Source organism: Pseudomonas fluorescens Q2-87 (assembly GCF_000281895.1).
In the GTDB taxonomy this organism is placed as follows: domain Bacteria; phylum Pseudomonadota; class Gammaproteobacteria; order Pseudomonadales; family Pseudomonadaceae; genus Aquipseudomonas; species Aquipseudomonas fluorescens_S.
Genome location: NZ_CM001558.1, coordinates 5,284,398 through 5,303,561, shown reverse-complemented (window position 1 = coordinate 5,303,561; position 19,164 = coordinate 5,284,398). Strand labels below are relative to the sequence as shown.

Sequence of the window (19,164 nt, the reverse complement as noted above, 5' to 3'; positions counted from 1 at the left end):
GTTGCGTTCCAGCCTTAATGGCTCATCAGTTTTCCAGGGTAGGCACCTTGCGCGGCGCCATGAAGTACATCCATGTCAGGGCGATGAAATACATCGCCGGGATCAGGGTGAACAACACGGTGTAGTTGTTGTGGGTGATCGTAAGAATGTGGCCCACCAGTTGGGTCATGAACATCCCGCCGATGGCCGCGCACATGCCGCCGAAGCCGAACACCGTGCTCATCATGTGCTTGGGCGTGTAATCCATCACCAGGCTCCAGATGTTGGCGGTCCAGGCCTGGTGCGCGCCGATGGCCAGGGAAATGGCAAACACCGCCATCCACAGGCTGCTGGAGCCGGCGGCCATGATCACGCCGATGATGCAGCAGGCGAACAGCAGCATCGACACCAGTCGCGCCTTGATCGGATTGAGTCCGCGCCCGATCAGGAACGAAGACAGTATCCCGCCGCCCACGCTGCCGAAGTCGGCAGTGAGGTAGATGATGATCAGCGGGATGCCCATCTGGGTCACGTTGATGCCCAGGTTGTATTGCTGGTTCAGGAACGGTGGCAGCCAATAGAGGTAGAACCAGAACACGGGCGCGGTGATCGAATAGGCCAGGGCGAACGCCCAGGTGCCGCGCATGCGCAGGATGCGGGTAAAGGGCACGCGGACCTGATCCGGCTCATCCTGGGCCTGGATGTATTGCAGTTCCGACGGTTTCACCGTGGGGTGATCTTCGGGGTTGAAGTATTTCAGGCCCCAGAACAGCAACCAGATCCCACCCAGGGCGGACATGCACAGGAACGCCGCCTGCCAGCCCCACACGTGCAGGATCAAAGGCAGCAGCATCGGCGTGAACATCGCGCCAACGTTGGTCCCGGCGTTGAATATGCCGGTGGCCACGGCCCGCTCGCCGGCGGGGAACCATAGCCGCGTGGTCTTCACGCAGGCCGGGTAGTTGGCCGCTTCAGTCAGGCCGAGGATGAAACGGCAGACCATGAAACCTATCGCCGAGGTGGCCAGGCCATGGGCGCCGGTCGCCAGGCTCCAGAGCAGCACGGCGCAGAAGAACACGCGTTTGACGCCGATCCGGTCGATCAACCGTCCCTGCAAGACAAAGCCGATGGCATAACCGACCTGGAACCAGAAATTGATGTTGGCGTAATCCATCGCCGTCCAGCTCATCTCCTTGGCCAGGATTGGCTGCATGACGCCCAGGGCGGCGCGGTCGATGTAGTTCAGGGTGGTGGCGAAAAATACCAGGGCGAGCATGCCCCAACGGGTCTTGCCCACGGCCATGGCGCCGCGGATCTTGTCACCGATGCCGCCGGTGGTGACGCCCAGGCCGGGAGCCAGGCGGGAGCTTTGGGAAGGAATCATAGCGTGTACCCGTTTTTGAAATTCTTATGGTTGGTCTGGGTCTGTCCATCGCTGCCGGCAGGGCCGGCGTCAATGTGGGGCCGATGGTGGCGCAGTGAGCAAAAAATCGTCAATTCGGCAATCGGCATTGTGTTCGATAATCGCCCAAAAAACTAACCAGACGGTACATATTAAATTGCTGAAACAAACCGTCAGCTCAATAATCGGCTCACTCTTTTAATAACATTTCAATTGCGGCGCACCTTCTGTAGCCGATGCCTGTCCCGGGAGCCGACGTCATGCAGCGTTCCATTGCCACCGTATCCTTGAGCGGCACCCTGCCGGAAAAACTCGAGGCCATTGCCGCCGCCGGTTTCGACGGGGTGGAGATTTTCGAGAACGACCTTCTCTATTACGATGGCAGCCCGCGGGAAATCAGGCAGATGTGCGCTGACCTGGGCATCGCCATCACCTTGTTCCAGCCGTTTCGTGACTTCGAAGGCTGCCGTCGCGATCGCCTTGCGCGCAACCTGGAGCGCGCCGAGCGCAAGTTCGACCTGATGCAGGAGCTGGGCACCGATCTGGTGTTGGTGTGCAGCAACGCCTCGGCCGACAGCGTCGGCGACCCGCAGATCCTGGTCGATGACCTGCGCCTGCTGGCCGAACGGGCCGGTGCGCGGGGCTTGCGCATCGGTTATGAGGCGTTGGCCTGGGGCCGGCACGTGAATACTTATCAACAGGTCTGGAATATCGTGCGCCAGGCTGACCACCCAAGCCTCGGCGTCTTGCTCGACAGTTTCCACACGTTGTCCCTCAAGGGCGATCCAAGCGCGATTGCCGAGATTCCAGGCGAGAAGATTTTCTTCGTGCAAATGGCCGATGCGCCGATCCTGGCGATGGATGTCCTGGAGTGGAGCCGGCATTTCCGCTGCTTCCCGGGCCAGGGCGAATTCGACTTGCCGGGCTTCCTGGCGCCGATCATCAAGAGCGGCTACACCGGGCCGCTGTCGCTGGAAATCTTCAATGACGGCTTTCGCGCGGCGCCGCCGCGGGCCAATGCCGCCGACGGTTTGCGCTCGTTGTTGTACCTGGAGGAAAAGACCCGCCAGCGCTTGGCCGAGCAAGCCACGCCTGTCAGCAATGCCGATATCCTTTTCGCCACGCCGCCGGCCAGCGAATACAACGGCATCGAATTCCTGGAGTTCGCCGTGGACGATAACCTCGGCGCCAAGTTGTCTCATTGGCTGGAGCGCCTGGGGTTCGTCAAGGCCGGCCAGCATCGCTCCAAGAACGTCAGCTTGCTGCGCCAGGGCGATATCAACCTGATCCTCAACAGCGAACCGTATTCTTTCGCCCACAGTTTTTTTGAAGCCCACGGTCCGTCGTTATGCGCCACTGCCGTGCGCGTCAAGAACAGCGCCAGCGCCCTGGAGCGGGCCGTGGCCTACAAAGGCCAACCCTATCGCGGCCTGGTGGGGCCCAATGAACTGGAGTTGGCGGCGGTGCGAGCACCGGACGGCAGCCTCATCTACCTGGTGGACCAGGACGCCGATGTCTACGGTACCGATTTCAATCTGCAACCCGGCGCGGTCATCGGCGCGGGGCTCAAGCGCATCGATCACATGGCGATGGCGCTGCCGGCGGACAGCCTCGACAGCTGGGTGTTGTTCTACAAGAGCCTGTTGGATTTCGAGGCGGATGACGAAGTGGTGCTGCCCGACCCGTATGGCCTGGTCAAAAGCCGGGCCCTGCGCAGCCGCTGCAGTTCGATCCGCTTGCCGTTGAACATTTCCGAGAACCGTAACACCGCGATCTCACACGCGCTGTCGAGTTATCGCGGTTCTGGCGTGCATCACATTGCGTTCGACTGCGATGACATTTTCACCCAGGTCAGCCGCGCCAAGGAGGCCGGCGTACCGCTGCTGGACATTCCCCTCAACTATTACGACGACCTGGCGGCGCGCTTCGACTTCGATGATGAGTTTCTCAGCGAGCTGGCGTATTTCAATGTTCTGTATGACCGTGATGCCCAAGGCGGCGAGCTGTTCCACGTCTACACCGAGCCGTTCGAGGGGCGGTTTTTCTTTGAGATCATTCAGCGCAAGAACGGTTACGCTGGCTACGGTGCGGCCAACGTCGCGGTGCGGCTGGCGGCCATGGCCAAGTCCCGCAGCGGAGGCTTGCGGCACGCCAAGTTGTAGGGAAATCGTAAACGTAGCGGTAAAGGGCAACACCGTGGCTTCCTTCACTGCACGGTGCGGCCCATAATCGCCAGCCTGTGCAGTGATGGCCGTGAGCCCGCAATGACTATGAATCCAGAGCTTTCCGCAGCGCTCGACGAACCTGTCGCCACGCCGCGCAAGAGTCGCAAGAACAACCCGGAGAAAACCCGGGAGAACATTCTTCAGGAAGCCATCGTTGAGTTCGTCCAGCAGGGCCTGTCCGGCGCCCGGGTCGATGCCATCGCTGAGCGCATCCATACCTCCAAGCGGATGATTTACTACTACTTCGGCAGCAAGGAGCAGCTGTACGTCGAGGTGCTGGAAAAGCTCTATGGTGATATCCGTACCACCGAAAGTCGCCTGCACCTGGCGGAGTTGGCCCCGGTCGATGCGATCCGGCGCCTGGTGGAATTCACCTTCGACCACCACGACCGCAACGTGGATTTCGTGCGCATCGTCTGTATCGAAAACATTCACAACGCTGAATACGTCAAGCAATCCGGCGCGATCAAGGCGATGACCAATACCATCCTCGATTCCCTGGGCGTGATCTTGCGTCGAGGCGCTGAAGAGGGCGTGTTCCGTGCCGGCCTGGAGCCGCTGGATGTGCATCTGCTGATCAGTTCGTTCTGTTTTTATCGCGTGTCCAACCGCCAGACGTTTGGTGAGATCTTTCAGATCGACCTGTCGGAGGAAGCGATTAAGCAGCGGCATCGCGCGATGGTTTGCGAGTCGGTGTTGCGCTACCTACAGCCCTGACGCTGGACCTTGTGGGAGCGGGCTTGCTCGCGAAGGCGGTGTGTCAGTCACACATCTTCCAACTGACACACCGCCTTCGCGAGCAAGCCCGCTCCCACAGGGGATTATCATCAGGCTTTAGTGATTCATGCTTTGGAAATGCTCCAGCATCCGCTGCGCATCCGGGGCCACGCCACTGAACAGTTCGAATGCCTTCACCGCCTGGAATACCGCCATGTTGCCGCCATCCAGCGTGCGACAGCCGAGGGCTCGGGCGTTGCGTAGCAGTTCGGTTTCCAGCGGGAAGTAGACGATCTCTGCGACCCACAATTGCCCCCGCAACAACTCGACGGGCACGGGCAGGCCCGGCAGTTTCGCCATGCCCATGGGGGTTGTATTCACCAGGCCGTCCGCCTCGGCCATGGCGCTGGGTAAATCGTGTCCGGCCCGGGCGCGGCCAGCGCCGAAATGCTGGTTCAGGTTGTTCGCCAGGGCCTCGGCCCGGCTGATCTCGACGTCAAAAATGCTGAGCAACTGTACGCCCTCTGCCAACAAGGCATGGGCCACGGCCGCACCGGCGCCACCTGCGCCCATCTGGACCACGCGCTGGCGGGCAACGTCCCCCAGGCCGCGACGGAAACCTTCGGCGAAGCCCAGGCAGTCGGTGTTATGGCCGATGCGCTTGCCGCCCTTGAGCACTACGGTGTTGACCGCGCCAATGCCCCGGGCCTCGGGCGACAGCTCATCCAGCAACGGGATAATCGCCTGCTTGCAGGGAAAGGTGATGTTCAGGCCGGTGAAGTCCATGCGTTCGGCGGCCTTCAGCAGATCGGGCAGGGCGCTGCTGTCGAGGTTCAGCGTGTCGAGGTCGATCAACCGATAGAGATAACGCATGCCTTGGGCGTCGCCTTCGCGCTCATGAAGTGCCGGTGTGCGCGAGGCCTGGATACCCGCGCCGATCAGCCCGGCCAGCACAGTGATGTTCGACATGCTCATCAACCCTTCAACCGCTGACTGAAATGTTCCAGGGCCAGGCGATAACCATGGCTGCCAAACCCGCACATCACGCCGATGGCGACGGAAGAAACGAAGGAGTGGTGGCGAAAGGTTTCCCGGGCGTGGACGTTGGACAGGTGAACTTCGATCACCGGAACTTCGCTGGCGACCAGGGCGTCGCGAATCGCCACCGAGGTGTGGGTCCAGGCCGCCGGGTTGATGACGATACCGGCGCAGCGTCCGCGGGCGCCATGAATCCAGTCCAGCAATTCGCCTTCCTGGTTGGTCTGGCGAAACTCTATCGCCAGGCCGAACTCTTCAGCGGCCCGGCCGCACAATGCGGAGATGTCAGCCAGGGTTTCATGGCCATAAGTCGCCGGCTCGCGGGTGCCGAGCAGGTTCAGGTTCGGGCCGTTGAGCACCAGAACGATAGGAGGCATCGCAATTTTCTCCACATTTTTATTGTTGGCGTCGGCGGGATTTCAGCCGGTGGAGATAAATTGTACTAGATGGTTAATTTGGTCAAACAAAGCCGCCGTCCTTGGGCAATAAGTGTTCGATGATCGAACAAGAGCCGCAGGTTCGGTAGTTTGCAGATCGCAGTTGTGGCGAGGGAGCTTGCTCCCGCTCGGTTGCGCAGCAACCGCAAAAAGCTTGGGGCTGCGCAGCCCAGCGGGAGCAAGTTCCCTCGCCACGGGGCTCGGCTTACCGCCGGGTCAGCAGCACGCCGGATTCCATGTGATGGGTCCAGGGGAATTGATCGAACAGCGCGCACCGCGTAATGCGGTGGGTGTCGTGCAATTGCGCGATGTTCGCGGCGAGGGTTTCAGGGTTGCAGGAGATGTACAGGATATTGTCGAAGCGCCGGGTCAGTTCGCACGTGTCCGGGTCCATGCCGGCGCGGGGCGGGTCGACGAAGACGCTGCCGAACTCATAGCTTTTCAGATCGATGCCATGCAAGCGCCGGAACGGCCGGACCTCGTTCAGGGCTTCGGTCAGTTCTTCGGCCGACAGGCGCACCAGCGTCACGTTATCCACAGCGTTTTCGCTGAGGTTGTTCAATGCGGCGTTCACCGAAGTCTTGCTGATTTCGGTCGCCAGCACTTTGCGCACCCGGGTGGCCAAGGGCAGGGTGAAATTACCGTTGCCGCAGTAAAGCTCCAGCAGATCGTCGCTGCGATCGCCCAGGGCTTCATAGGCCCAGTTGAGCATCTTCTGGTTCACCGTGCCGTTGGGCTGGGTGAATGCGCCTTCCGGTTGGCGATAGCTGAACGTGCGGCCGCCGACGTCGAGCTTCTCCACCACGTAGTCATGGCCGATCACTTCACGTTTGCCCTTGGAGCGTCCGATGATGCTGACGCCCAGGTCGCTCGCCAGTTTGGACGCCGCAGCGTGCCAATGTTCATCCAGCGGACGGTGGTAGCACAGGGTGATCATCGCGTCGCCGGCCAGGGTGGTCAGGAATTCCACCTGGAACAGCTTGTGGCTCAGTGGCGCGCTGGCCTGCCATGCCGCCTTGAGCTGCGGCATCAATTGGTTGATGCGCAGGCTGGCGATAGGGAATTGCTCGATGAGGATCGGCGTGCGCTTGTCGTCCTGGGAGAACATCGCGTAGTGCCGCTCGCCGGCTTCGCGCCACAGGCGGAATTCGGCGCGCAGGCGGAAATTCTCCAGTGGCGAGTCGAACACCGCAGGTTCCGGTGCCTCGAACGGGGCCAGCAGGTCACGCAAACGGGTGACCTTGTCCTGGAGCTGAGTGGCGTAGGCCTGGGAATCAAAAGTCATGCGTTGAACCAACCCAACTTGATCACGAACAGGATCGACAGGATGACCAGCGCCGGGTTCAGCTCACGGCCACGGCCGGACACCAGCTTGATGGCGGTCCAGGCGATGAAACCGAAGGCGATGCCATTGGCGATGGAATAAGTGAACGGCATTGCCAGGGCGGTAATCACCACTGGCGCGGCGACGGTGATGTCGTCCCAGTCGATTTCCGCCAGGCCCGAGGTCATCAGCACGGCGACGAACAGCAGGGCCGGCGCGGTGGCGAAGGGCGGGACGCTGGCGGCCAGTGGCGAGAAAAACAGCGCCAGCAGGAACAGGATCGCCACCACGATGGCGGTCAGGCCAGTGCGGCCGCCGGCGCTGACGCCCGCCGCCGATTCGATGTAGCTGGTTGTCGTGGAAGTGCCCAACAGCGAACCGGCCATGGCGGCGGTGCTGTCGGCGATCAGCGCACGGCCCATCTTTGGCATGTGGCCGTCCTTGCCCATTAGTCCGGCGCGCTTGGCGACGCCAATCAACGTGCCTGAGTTATCGAACAGGTCGACGAACAGGAACGCGAAGATCACGCTTACTAGACCGATGTCCAGGGCGCCCTTGATGTCCAGTTGCAAGAACGTCGGGGCCAGGGATGGCGGCGCGGACATAATGCCGCCGAACGGGGTGAAGCCCATCAGGATCGAGACGACGGTGACCGTCAGGATGCCGATCAGCACTGCGCCGCGCACTTTCAAGGCTTCAAGGGCGACGATCAGGACGAAACCAAGGGTCGCGAGGATCGGCGCCGGTTGCTTCAGGTCGCCGAGGCCGACCATGGTCGCCGGGTTTTTCACGACGATGCCGGCGTTGCTCAGGGCGATCAGCGCCAGGAACAGGCCGATACCGGCAGCGATGGCCGAGCGCAGGGGCAGCGGGATGCTGTTGATGATCCATTCACGGATGCGAAAGATCGACAGCAGGAAGAACAGCACGGCGGAAATGAACACCGCACCCAGGGCCACTTGCCAGGTATGGCCCATGTGCAGGACCACGGTGTAGGTGAAAAAGGCGTTCAGGCCCATGCCCGGCGCAAGGGCGATCGGATAGTTGGCGATCAGGCCCATCACCGTGGAACCGATGGCGGCGGCCAGGCAAGTGGCGACGAACACTGCGCCCTTGTCCATTCCGGTTTCGCCGAGGATGCTCGGGTTGACGAACAGGATGTAGGCCATGGCCAGGAAGGTCGTGATGCCCGCCAGGATCTCGGTCCGCACGTTGGTGTTGTGTGCCTTGAGTTGAAACAGCCTTTCCAGCATGTCTGCTCCCCGTGGCGCCCGGAGCGCCGTGAATGTATCGACCTCAAACAGCAAAGCACAGGTCGCCAGCGGCGCCCGGGATTTTTCTGCGGGTCGGAAAAAGCCGCGCATCATACCAGCAGCTTGGCGTTGTGGCTGCGATCGTCGTCGATGTTTTGCCGATGCGCCAAGTGGGCCATACTGCGCGCGGTTCCGGGAGGTCTCAATGTATCGTGTGAATGAAAAACTGCTGGCGGCGTTCGGTTGTGCCTTGGCTCTGGGGTGGCCCTGGCAGGCCGTCAATGCCGCCTCGGCGCCGCCCCTGAGCGAGGTCAAGGTACTCAAGGTCGAGTCGCCGGCCTGTGGCTTCGAGGACATTACCCCGGGGCAGGCGCAGACCCGTTGCGATCACAGTGGCCCGAATATCAAGGTCTACGTGCTGGAGGTCGGCTATGGCCGCCAGCCCGTGGTCACCCTGGACGGCTTTGAAGTCGACGGCACCCGCTCGCCGGTGTGTGCCTTCGATAACGGCAATCTCAACGATTGTTCCGTCAGGACCAAAGTCGTCGGTTATTTGTACACCTTCGACCTGAAGGGCAAGCAGGAAGGCACGTTCAGCTTCAGTAACGTCTCGATCAATGCTCCTGGCAATCGAATGTCGGCCCAGCTGTACATCAAGTGAGCCGCCGGGCCCACGCGACCCGGCAAAGCTGACTAGTCTTTAGGGATCACCCAGCGGAGAGCGCCCATGATTCCTGGAACCAAGATCCCCAGAGCCCTGATTGCCGTCGCCGAAGGTGTCGATGATTTGCAAACGGTGACGCTGATCGACGTGCTGCGCCGCGCCCAGGTCGAAGTGGTGGTGGCGAGCATCGAAGGCCGGCGGATGCTCACCTGCGCCCGCGGTACGCGCCTGACCGCCGATGGCATGTTGGTGGACGTGCTGGTGCAGGACTTCGACCTGATCGCCCTGCCCGGCGGCATCATCGGCGTTCAGCACCTGGCGGCTCATCAGCCACTGCAACAATTGGTCAAGAACCAGGCCGCCACCGGACGTTTCTTCGCCGCCATCGCCGAAGCCCCGGCCGTGGCGCTGCTGGCTTTCGGCGTGTTGCGCCAGCGGCGCATGACCTGCCTCCCCGCGGTGAGCCAACAATTGTCCGGTTGCAATTTCGTCGACCAGCCTGTGGTGGTGGATGGCAATTGCATCACCGCCCAAGGCTCGGCCGCCGCCCTGGCGTTCGCCTTGGCGCTGGTGGAGCAGCTCTGTGGCAAGGGCGTCAGGAGCGTGGTGGCGGCAGAATTGCTGGCCTGATACGCGGCACCGGCCCGTGGCGAGGGAGCTTGCTCCCGCTGGGTTGCGCAGCAGGCGCTGGCATTTTTTCATCGCTAAATTGCCTTGAACGCTCACCCCCACCTGAAGTCGTACCCCTTATGACGGCGGTTTCCCAAAACGCCGCGAGTACGACCAACCGTGAGGTGTTCCATGAGCGCGACCCTGTCCGAAGCGACGCAGGCGGCCTTCGCCCGTCATCCGATCCGTCTGATACTCAATGGTCAGTCGCGTGAATTGCACGTGCTGCCCTGGACCATGCTGCTGGATCTGCTGCGCGAACAACTGGACCTGGTAGGCAGCAAGAAGGGCTGTGACCACGGCCAATGCGGCGCCTGCACGGTGCTGCGTGACGGCAAACGGATCAATGCCTGCCTGACCCTGGCGGTGATGTGCGATGGCGCCAAATTGACCACCGTGGAAGGCTTGGCCGACGGCGACCAACTTCATCCCATGCAACAGGCTTTCATCAAGCACGACGCGTTCCAGTGTGGTTATTGCACGCCCGGGCAGATCTGTTCGGCAGTCGGGTTGGTCAACGAGGGCAGGGCGCAAACCCCAGGCGAGATCAGTGAGCTGATGAGCGGCAACCTGTGCCGCTGCGGTGCCTATACCAACATTCGTGACGCCATCGAAGAAGCCCTGCCACGTTGCCAGCAGTCGGGAGGCGATCAATGAACCCGTTCCAGTACAGCAAGCCCGACACTGTTCAGGCGGCCATCGACCTGTCGAGCCCGGTTTCGCGCTTCATCGCCGGCGGCACCAACCTATTGGACTTGATGAAGGAAAACCTCACCCGCCCCGAGCACCTGATCGATATCACCGGGTTGCCCTTGGCGGATCTCAGCGAAACGCCTTCCGGCGGAGTCATGATCGGTGCCTTGGTCAGCAACGCCGATCTGGCCTGGCATCCCTGGATCGAGCGCCGTTATCCGCTGCTGTCCCAAGCGATCCTGGCCGGTGCCTCGCCACAGTTGCGCAACATGGCCAGCACCGGCGGCAACCTGCTGCAACGTACCCGCTGTTATTACTTCTATGACGCCAGCGTGCCGTGCAACAAGCGCCGGCCGGGCAGCGGATGCCCGGCCCGGGACGGCTTGAACCGGATCCACGCGATTTTCGGCGCCAGTGATCAATGTGTCGCGACCCATCCCTCGGACATGTGCGTGGCCCTGGCCGCCCTGGAAGCGGTGGTCCACGTGTTGGGCCGGGGCGGAGCGCGGACCATCGAGTTCGCCGATTTTCATCGACTGCCCGGTGATGCCCCGGAGCGGGATAATCAACTGGCCGATGATGAATTGATCACTGCCATTGAGCTGCCGGCGCGCGGTTTCGCCGAGCATAGCCACTACCTGAAAATTCGCGACCGCGCCTCCTACGCCTTTGCGCTGGTGTCGGTGGCGGCGGCGCTGGAGCTGGATGGGCCAGTGATCCGCCAGGCGCGCCTGGCCTTGGGCGGCGTGGCCCACAAACCCTGGCGCGACCGGGCGGTGGAGAGTTGGCTGGCCGGCCAGACCGTCAGCCGCGAAACCTTCACGGCCGCCGCCGATGCGCTGCTGCAGAATGCCGAGCCGCTGGAGCACAACGGCTTCAAGATCAAACTGGCGCGCCGGGCCATCGTCCGGGCCTTGGGCGATGCCGCGCTGGGTACCGCACCGCAGGGAGGGCAAGCCTGATGAATGCTTCGAGCAAAACCATAGGGCAACCACTCGACCGGGTCGATGGCTTGCTCAAGGTGACGGGCCAGGCCCGTTATGCCGCTGAATACCCTGAGGATGGCCTGCTGCATGGCAGCGTCGTGTCGGGCGCGATTGCCCGTGGCCGGGTGTTGCGTATCGATGCTTCCCGAGCCTTGGCCCTGCCCGGCGTGGTCGCGGTGATCGACCACACCAACCGCCCGAGGATCGCCAGCTACGACGAACCCTATCAGGATGCCGACGCGGCAGAAGGTTCGCCGTTCCGACCGTTGTACAACGACCGGATCCTGTACAGCGGCCAACCGTTGGCCTTGGTGGTGGCGGAAAATCTGGAACTGGCTCGCTACGCCGGTTCACTCATCGAGATCGAATATGACATCCAGGGCCATCAGACCGATCTGAAAACCCTGCAAAACGAAGCCCATCCTGCACCGGCCGAACTGCCCAAACCCCGTGGGAATTTTCAGGGTGAATACGCCAGCGCAGCGCTCAGCGTGGACGTGTCCTACAGCACACCGGTGGAACACCACAACCCGATGGAGCCTCATGCTTCAACAGTGCTGTATCAACCCGACGGCAGCCTGCACATCCACGACAAGACCCAAGGCACGCAAAACTGCCAAGCCTATGTGCAAGAAGTGTTCGGGCTGGAAAAAGAGCAGGTGCGAGTGTTCGCCGCTTTTGTCGGCGGCGCCTTCGGTTCCGGGCTGCGCCCTCAATATCAATTGCCCTTGGCGGTGATGGCGGCCCTGGCCCTCAAGCGCTCCGTGCGGGTCAGCCTGACGCGCCAGCAGATGTTTACCTTTGGCTATCGCCCGCGCACCATCCAGCACCTGCAACTGGGGGCCGCAGCCAATGGGCGCCTGCTGGCCGTGGCGCACACCGCCATCGGCCAGACCTCGAGCTTCGAGGACTTCACCGAGCACGTGGTGGAATGGAGTGGCATGCTTTATCACTGCGATAACGTGACCTTGACCTACAAACTGGTGCCGCTGGACGTCTATACGCCGCTGGACATGCGCGCGCCCGGCGCCGCCCTGGGGTTGATCGGCCTGGAATGCGCCTTGGATGAGCTGGCCTGTGCCCTGGCGATCGATCCGGTGCAGTTGCGGTTGCTCAACTACGCCGAGCGCAACGAGAACGAAGGCAAGCCGTATTCCAGCAAGGAATTACGCGAGTGTTACGCCCAAGGCGCTCGCCGTTTTGGTTGGGACAAGCGCAACCCCGAGCCGCGCAGCATGCGCGAAGGCCGGCAACTGGTGGGCTGGGGCATGGCCGGCGGTGTGTGGGAAGCCATGCAGCAAAAGGCCAGTGCCCGAGCCTCGTTGGGATCGGACGGCCAGTTGACCGTCAGCAGCGCCACCACCGACATCGGCACAGGCACCTACACGGTCATGACCCAGATCGCCGCCGAGGCGTCAGGCATTTCCCTGGACGACGTCACCTTTGTCCTCGGGGATTCATCATTGCCTACCGCGCCGCTGCAAGGCGGTTCGTTCACCGTCTCGTCTGTCGGCACTGCCGTGCAAAAGGCTTGTGAAGCGCTGAACGAAAAACTGCTGGCCGTGGCCCGGCAGACCTGCCCGGCCTTCAGCGGTGCGACCCTTGAACAAGTCACTTTCGCCGACGGCCAACTGCGGCTCGGCGAGGCGACTGTTGCCCTGGCCGAGTTAGCACAGAAAAGTGGCGAGACGCCGTTGCAGGCCCAGGTCACCACCGGGCCGGACGAAAAACGCCAAGCCTATGCCACCGCCACTCATTCAGCCGTGTTCGTCGAGGTGTTGGTGGATGAAGACCTGGGGACGGTGAAGGTCAATCGGGTGGTCAGCGCCATCGCCGCCGGGCGAGTGATCAACCCGAAGACCGCACGGAGCCAGATCCTGGGCGGCGTGGTCTGGGGCGTCGGCATGGCCCTGCACGAGGAAACCCTGACCGACCACGCCCTGGGCCGCCACATGAATCACAACCTGGCCGAGTACCATGTGCCGGTCAACGCCGACATCGGCGACATCGAGGTGATTTTTGTCGAGGAACATGACGAAGTCGTCAACGCGCTCGGGTCCAAGGGCGTCGGTGAAATAGGCATTGTCGGGGTGCCGGCGGCGGTGGCGAATGCGATTTATCATGCCACCGGCAAACGGGTGCGGGACTTTCCCATCACCCTGGACAAGTTGCTTTAGGCTTTCGCTTCCTCGGCCGGTTCGTGCATTCGGTCGCGGCTGGCCAGGGTCGGGAACAGTTTGATCCAGGTCCCGGTCACCAGCAGCGTGCCGACGCCACCCATGACCACCGCCGGCACGGTGCCGAACCAGTGTGCAGTGAGGCCGGATTCGAACTCGCCGAGCTGATTCGAGGCGCCGATGAACAACCCGTTCACCGCGCTGACCCGGCCGCGCATTTCATCCGGCGTCTCCAACTGCACGAAAGAGGCGCGGATGACCATGCTGATCATGTCCGCCGCGCCCAGCACTACCAGCACCGCCAAGGAAAACCAGAACGAGGTGGAGAGGCCGAACGCAATGGTGGCGACGCCGAACACACCGACCGCGGTGAACATCACCCGGCCCACGTTGCGCTCCACGGCAAACCGCGCCAGCCACAGCGACATCAGCAAGGCCCCGACCGCTGGCGCCGAGCGCAATAGGCCCAGCCCCCACGGACCGGTGAGCAGGATGTCCTTGGCGAACACCGGCAGCAGTGCCGTTGCGCCGCCCAGCAGCACGGCGAACAGGTCCAGGGAAATCGCCCCGAGAATGTCCGGGCGGCTGCGGATGAAGCGAATCCCGGCGAGCAACGAGTCCAACGTCGCCTTGCCTTTGTTCAGCGGCGTCTGCCGGGCGGGAAGGTTGAGCATCAAGCAGCAAGCGATGATGTAGAGCAGTACCGTCGGGCCGTAGACCCAGACGCTGCCGAAGGCATAGAGCAAGCCGCCGAGCGCCGGCGCGACGATGGTGGCCGATTGCTGGGCCGATTGCGCGGCGGCTACCGCCCGGGGAAACAGCGCCGCCGGGACGATGCTCGGCAACAACGCCTGAGTGGTGGGCATTTCGAAGGAGCGGGCGGCACCCAGCAGGAAGGCAAGGATAAAGATCATTTCGCGGGTGACATTGTCGGTGGCGCTGCCGATCACCAGCGCCAGGGCAATCATCGCCTGCAATGACTGGCAGATGGCCGCGACTTTGCGGCGGTCATAGCGATCAGCCACATGCCCGGTATGAAGCATGAACAACACGCGAGGGGCGAACTCCACCAACCCCACCAGGCCCAGGTCCAGGACGTTACCGGTCAGTTGATAGAGGTTCCAGCCAATGGCCACGGTGAGCATCTGGAAGCCGCTGGCCGTAAAGATCCTGGCCAGCCAGAAGGCAATGAAGGGACGATGGTGACGGAGCAGCAACGGCGCTTGGCTGGGCATCTATGACGGGTCCGGTGAGGAAGGCGTCGGAGATTATCACCGAGCTGTAACCGGAAATTACGTCTGCCGAAAAAAATAGTTAGCCAAGCATCAATTTCAAACCGGTGCGGGCTCTTGTGGCGAGGGAGCTTGCTCCCGCTGGGCTGCGAAGCGGCCCCCCGACTTTGCGGTCGCTGCGCAACCGAGCGGGAGCAAGCTCCCTCGCCACGGGGTCCGTGTGGGTTTGGAAATCATGACCAGGGTAGGTTTACGGCACTGAGACAACCTGCCACGCGACAAAAGACCACGCCGTCCGTCGGCAATAATGCGACTACTCTTTGAACATTGCTTGATCCAGGTCAATACCCTTGAGTGGGTCGGCCTGGCGGCCATTCGGCCAGAGTCCTGCGTTGTGACGGTTTAAAAAAGAACGATTTGAAAAGCATCGCACTCCATATCCCTGGGGGCTGATGCAAGCCTCGCCCGCAGCCGGTTTTACCTGACAGAGGAAGACTTATGTTCGGTTTGGAGGCGCTCGATCTCGCCCGAATCCAGTTCGCGTTCACGATCTCGTTCCACATCCTGTTCCCGGCCATCACCATTGGCCTGGCGAGTTACCTGGCAGTACTCGAGGGCCTGTGGCTCAAGACGCGCGATGACACCTACCGCGACCTGTACCATTTCTGGTCGAAGATATTCGCCGTCAACTTCGGCATGGGGGTGGTGTCCGGATTGGTCATGGCTTACCAGTTCGGGACCAACTGGAGCCGTTTCTCGGACTTCGCCGGTGCGGTGACCGGGCCGCTGCTGACCTACGAGGTGCTCACGGCGTTCTTCCTCGAAGCGGGTTTTCTCGGTGTGATGCTGTTCGGCTGGAATCGAGTCGGCCGTGGCCTGCATTTCTTTTCCACGGTCATGGTGGCGATCGGCACGCTGATTTCGACCTTCTGGATTCTCTCTTCCAATAGCTGGATGCAAACCCCGCAGGGCTACGAGATCATCGACGGTCGGGTGATACCGGTGGACTGGCTGGCGGTGGTGTTCAACCCTTCGTTCCCTTATCGGCTGATGCACATGTCGGTCGCGGCATTTGTTGCCACGGCGTTCTTCGTCGGTTCGTCGGCGGCCTGGCATCTGTTGCGCGGTCGCGATAATCCGGCTGTGCGCCGCATGCTGTCGATGGCCATGTGGATGGCCTTGTTGGTGGCGCCGATACAGGCGGTCATCGGCGACTTCCATGGTCTTAACACCCTCAAGCATCAACCAGCGAAAATCGCCGCCATCGAAGGTCACTGGGAGAACGTCGGCAACGAACCCACGCCGCTGATCCTGTTCGGCCTGCCGGACATGAAAGAAGAACGGACCAAATTCGCGGTGGAAATTCCCTACCTGGGCAGCTTGATCCTGACTCACTCATTGACCGACCAGGTGCCTGCCCTCAAGGAATTTCCACCTGAAGACCGGCCAAATTCGACCATTGTGTTCTGGTCGTTCCGGGTCATGGTCGGCCTCGGGCTACTGATGATTTTCACCGGCCTGTGCAGTCTCTGGCTGCGCCGAAACGATCGGCTCTACCGATCCCGACCATTCCTGCACCTGGTGCTGTGGATGGGCCCGTCCGGCCTGGTCGCGATCCTGGCCGGCTGGTTCACCACGGAGATCGGCCGCCAGCCCTGGGTCGTCTACGGCTTGATGCGCACCGCCGACGCCTCTTCCGGCCACAGTTTTGCCCAGATGAGCTTCACCCTGGTCATGTTTGTGGTGGTGTATTTCGCGCTGTTCGGTGCTGGCCTCAGCTACATGATGCGTCTGGTGCGCAAAGGGCCGGAGGCCCACGAAGCCGAGCCGACCGGTGGTGGGCCAGGCCAGAAACGCACCCCGGCGCGTCCGCTGTCGGCCGCCAACCAAGGCGACGACGAAGTGGACCACAACGACCGCTCGAACAAGGGGAATTGAATCATGGGTATTGATCTTCCACTGATCTGGGCCGTGGTCATCATCTTCGGCATCATGATGTACGTGATCATGGACGGCTTCGACCTGGGGATCGGCATTCTCTTCCCCTTCGTCAAGGGCGAGCGTGACCGGGACGTGATGATGAACACCGTGGCGCCCGTCTGGGACGGTAACGAAACCTGGCTGGTGCTGGGCGGTGCCGGCCTGTTCGGGGCATTTCCCCTGGCCTATTCGGTGGTGCTTTCGGCGTTGTATCTGCCGCTGATCCTGATGCTGGTCGGTTTGATCTTCCGCGGCGTGGCCTTCGAATTCCGCTTCAAGGCCAAGGCCGAGAAGCGGCATCTGTGGGACAAGGCGTTCATTGGCGGTTCGCTGACGGCAACCTTCTTCCAGGGTGTGGCGCTGGGAGCGTTCATCGACGGCTTCGAGGTGGTCAATCGGCAGTTCGCCGGCGGCTCCCTGGACTGGTTTACGCCGTTCACGATGTTCTGTGGCCTGGCGCTGATCGCGGCCTACGCATTGCTCGGCTGTACCTGGCTGATCATGAAGACCGAAGGCAAGTTGCAAGAGCAGATGCATAACCTGGCCAGGCCGCTGGCGTTCGTGGTGTTGGCGGTGATCGGTATCGTCAGTATCTGGACGCCGCTGGCCCACGCGGATATCGCGGCCCGCTGGTTCACCCTGCCGAATCTGTTCTGGTTCCTGCCGGTGCCGATCCTGGTGTTGGTGACTATGTACGGATTGTTCCGCGCGGTAGCCCGCAACGCCAACTACACACCTTTCATCCTTACCCTGGTGTTGATTTTCCTCGGCTACAGCGGCTTGGGCATCAGCCTGTGGCCGCACATCGTGCCGCCTTCCATCACCATTTGGGACGCAGCGTCACCGCCCCAGAGCCAGGGTTTCATGCTGGTCGGCACGCTGTTCATCATTCCGTTGATCCTGGTGTACACCTTCTGGAGCTACTACGTGTTCCGCGGCAAGGTGACCCATGACGATGGTTACCATTGATTGCGCCGGGAGGTGTTGAGCATGGCCAAGCCTGAATTGAAAGACATCGAAGCCGCCGAAAGAAAACCCCTCTGGCAGCGGCTCGGCTGGCTGGCGCTGATCTGGGCTGGGAGTGTGCTGGCGCTGTTCATCGTCGCGAGCCTGATGCGCATGTTCATGAACGCGGCAGGCCTGACCACCCACTGATTTCCCATCCCGTTGCCTTGCGGCACGGCTTCAACCCTCCGTCAGGAGGGTTTTTTTGAGCGGTGGATAAGTTATTTGCGAGCTTTGAGGATCACGAATTTCGGTGTGGCGGCCACTTGCTCGACGCCGCGGAACAGCCGCGCCAGCTTGCTGTGGTAACCCAGGTGCCGATTGCCGACGATGTACAGCGCGCCGCCTACCACCAGCGCTTCGCGGGCCTGCTGGAACATTCGCCAGGCCAGGAAATCGCCTACTACCTGCTGCTGGTGGAACGGCGGATTACACAGCACCACGTCCAGTGATTGCGCTTCCTGTCCGGCGAGGCCATCGCCTGCGCGCAGGGTCACCTCCCGCTCGCCCAGCGCAGCTCGCCAGTTCTCGGCCGCCGATTGCACGGCCATGTAGGATTCATCCACGAGGGTATAGCGGGCTTCAGGGTTCTGCAGGGCACTGGCGATTGCCAGCACGCCGTTGCCACAACCCAGGTCCGCGACCCGGGCCGTGCCCAGGTTTTTGGGCAGGTGGGGGAGGAATGCACGAGTGCCGATGTCCAGCCCTTCGCGGCAAAACACGTTGGCGTGATTGAGCAATTCGATCCGGGGTTCATCCAGCCAGTATCGGGTGGGGTAGGGCGATACAACGGACGACCTGGGCTCTGGCGTCGCGATCAACAGGCGGGCTTTTTTCACCGCCAGGCAAGCCTGTACAGATCCAATGTAACGCTCCAGCAGCTCTCCGGCCGCCCGGGGCAAATGCTTGATCATGGCGCCCGCGATCACCTGGGCTCCTGGCGCCAGCTGGCCTTGCAGGCGAATCAGTTGTTCTTCCAGCAAGGCGAGGGTTTTCGGGACCTTGATCAGGACGCGGTCGAAGGGGCCGGCCAATGGCTCGCTGGCCGGCAACGTCGGCACCGCATCGAAAGGCCGGCCGTTGCGCACCAGATTCTTGCCGAGCGCCTGCAACGCCAGGAATGAATCACCGCTGCTGATCACCTCCACTTTGCCGGCCAGGCTGGCCGCCAGGGCGCCGAAGCCATCATTGAGTACCAGCACCCGTGTCTGCGCGTCAGGCTGTTGCTCGGCCAGGTACGCGAGCAGGTATTCATCGGCCGCATCGAAGGCTTGCAGCGGTTCGTTCTGCTGTTCGGGTTGGCGGATCAGGTCGAGCTGGGCGAAGGGAGTATCAAGCAGGGGCATGGCTGGGGACTCTGGGGATCGACGGATGTCCCGCTGC

General features: G+C 62.0%; 17 protein-coding genes. 10 read left to right on the top strand and 7 right to left on the bottom strand.

Annotated elements, in window-relative coordinates:
- Positions 1–25: 25 nt before the first annotated feature.
- On the bottom strand, positions 26–1,363 hold the full coding sequence (locus PFLQ2_RS04475) for an MFS transporter (RefSeq protein ID WP_003185685.1): 1,338 nt from the start codon (positions 1,361–1,363) through the stop codon (positions 26–28).
- Between the two features lie 278 nt (positions 1,364–1,641).
- Here PFLQ2_RS04475 and quiC point away from each other — a divergent pair, with 278 nt between their 5' ends.
- Together quiC and PFLQ2_RS04485 are read left to right on the top strand one after the other, a co-directional pair.
- A complete protein-coding gene (quiC, locus tag PFLQ2_RS04480) occupies positions 1,642–3,543 on the top strand; it encodes a 3-dehydroshikimate dehydratase QuiC (protein ID WP_003185683.1) in 1,902 nt (633 codons plus the stop codon).
- A gap of 102 nt (positions 3,544–3,645) precedes the next feature.
- Positions 3,646–4,323 (top strand): TetR/AcrR family transcriptional regulator, encoded by a 678-nt coding sequence (locus tag PFLQ2_RS04485; protein ID WP_003185680.1) that lies wholly within the window; start codon positions 3,646–3,648, stop codon positions 4,321–4,323.
- A gap of 117 nt (positions 4,324–4,440) precedes the next feature.
- Here PFLQ2_RS04485 and PFLQ2_RS04490 read toward each other — a convergent pair whose 3' ends face one another.
- The 4 genes from PFLQ2_RS04490 to PFLQ2_RS04505 form a co-directional block, all read right to left on the bottom strand.
- Positions 4,441–5,292, bottom strand: a complete 852-nt coding sequence (locus PFLQ2_RS04490; protein WP_430452010.1) for a shikimate dehydrogenase — start codon at positions 5,290–5,292, stop codon at positions 4,441–4,443.
- A 5-nt stretch (positions 5,293–5,297) separates the two neighbouring features.
- The gene (gene aroQ / locus PFLQ2_RS04495; RefSeq protein WP_003185678.1) at positions 5,298–5,738 is read right to left on the bottom strand and encodes a type II 3-dehydroquinate dehydratase; all 441 of its coding nucleotides are present in this window, start codon (positions 5,736–5,738) and stop codon (positions 5,298–5,300) included.
- A 265-nt stretch (positions 5,739–6,003) separates the two neighbouring features.
- Positions 6,004–7,083: a tRNA (uridine(54)-C5)-methyltransferase TrmA gene (trmA, locus tag PFLQ2_RS04500; RefSeq protein WP_003185676.1), complete on the bottom strand. Its 1,080-nt coding sequence runs from the start codon at positions 7,081–7,083 to the stop codon at positions 6,004–6,006.
- Entirely contained in the window at positions 7,080–8,375 is a 1,296-nt protein-coding gene (locus PFLQ2_RS04505) for an NCS2 family permease (protein ID WP_003185674.1), read from the bottom strand. The genes trmA and PFLQ2_RS04505 overlap by 4 nt, the downstream gene beginning before the upstream one ends.
- A 205-nt stretch (positions 8,376–8,580) precedes the next feature.
- Here PFLQ2_RS04505 and PFLQ2_RS04510 point away from each other — a divergent pair, with 205 nt between their 5' ends.
- The 5 genes from PFLQ2_RS04510 (at position 8,581) to PFLQ2_RS04530 (ending at position 13,564) form a co-directional block, all read left to right on the top strand.
- On the top strand, positions 8,581–9,036 hold the full coding sequence (locus tag PFLQ2_RS04510) for a DUF4879 domain-containing protein (protein WP_003185672.1): 456 nt from the start codon (positions 8,581–8,583) through the stop codon (positions 9,034–9,036).
- A gap of 66 nt (positions 9,037–9,102) precedes the next feature.
- Positions 9,103–9,669 carry a DJ-1 family glyoxalase III gene (locus PFLQ2_RS04515; protein ID WP_003185669.1) on the top strand — a complete coding sequence of 189 codons (567 nt, stop codon included), beginning with the start codon at positions 9,103–9,105 and terminating at the stop codon, positions 9,667–9,669.
- 171 nt (positions 9,670–9,840) lie between these two features.
- On the top strand, positions 9,841–10,365 hold the full coding sequence (locus tag PFLQ2_RS04520; RefSeq protein WP_003185666.1) for a (2Fe-2S)-binding protein: 525 nt from the start codon (positions 9,841–9,843) through the stop codon (positions 10,363–10,365).
- Positions 10,362–11,363, top strand: a complete 1,002-nt coding sequence (locus tag PFLQ2_RS04525) for an FAD binding domain-containing protein (RefSeq protein ID WP_003185663.1) — start codon at positions 10,362–10,364, stop codon at positions 11,361–11,363. Before PFLQ2_RS04520 ends, PFLQ2_RS04525 begins: the two co-directional genes overlap by 4 nt.
- A complete protein-coding gene (locus PFLQ2_RS04530) occupies positions 11,363–13,564 on the top strand; it encodes a xanthine dehydrogenase family protein molybdopterin-binding subunit (protein ID WP_003185661.1) in 2,202 nt (733 codons plus the stop codon). The genes PFLQ2_RS04525 and PFLQ2_RS04530 overlap by 1 nt, the downstream gene beginning before the upstream one ends.
- Here the strand turns inward: PFLQ2_RS04530 and PFLQ2_RS04535 are convergent.
- Entirely contained in the window at positions 13,561–14,799 is a 1,239-nt protein-coding gene (locus PFLQ2_RS04535) for an MFS transporter (protein ID WP_003185660.1), read from the bottom strand. The genes PFLQ2_RS04530 and PFLQ2_RS04535 overlap by 4 nt on opposite strands.
- A 495-nt stretch (positions 14,800–15,294) precedes the next feature.
- Between PFLQ2_RS04535 and PFLQ2_RS04540 the strand changes: the two genes are divergently transcribed.
- Genes PFLQ2_RS04540 through PFLQ2_RS29115 form a run of 3 tightly spaced genes read left to right on the top strand, consistent with a single transcriptional unit; the run spans position 15,295 to position 17,931 of the window.
- A complete protein-coding gene (locus PFLQ2_RS04540) occupies positions 15,295–16,734 on the top strand; it encodes a cytochrome ubiquinol oxidase subunit I (RefSeq protein WP_003185657.1) in 1,440 nt (479 codons plus the stop codon).
- A gap of 3 nt (positions 16,735–16,737) precedes the next feature.
- Positions 16,738–17,745, top strand: coding sequence for a cytochrome d ubiquinol oxidase subunit II (gene cydB / locus PFLQ2_RS04545; protein ID WP_003185655.1), 1,008 nt, complete (start codon positions 16,738–16,740; stop codon positions 17,743–17,745).
- A 21-nt stretch (positions 17,746–17,766) separates the two neighbouring features.
- Complete coding sequence (locus PFLQ2_RS29115; RefSeq protein WP_003185653.1) at positions 17,767–17,931, top strand: DUF2474 domain-containing protein; 165 nt, start codon at positions 17,767–17,769, stop codon at positions 17,929–17,931.
- 71 nt (positions 17,932–18,002) lie between these two features.
- On the opposite strand, the gene PFLQ2_RS04550 is transcribed toward PFLQ2_RS29115, so the two are convergent.
- Positions 18,003–19,127 carry a methyltransferase gene (locus PFLQ2_RS04550; protein ID WP_003185652.1) on the bottom strand — a complete coding sequence of 375 codons (1,125 nt, stop codon included), beginning with the start codon at positions 19,125–19,127 and terminating at the stop codon, positions 18,003–18,005.
- Between the last annotated feature and the right edge of the window lie 37 nt (positions 19,128–19,164).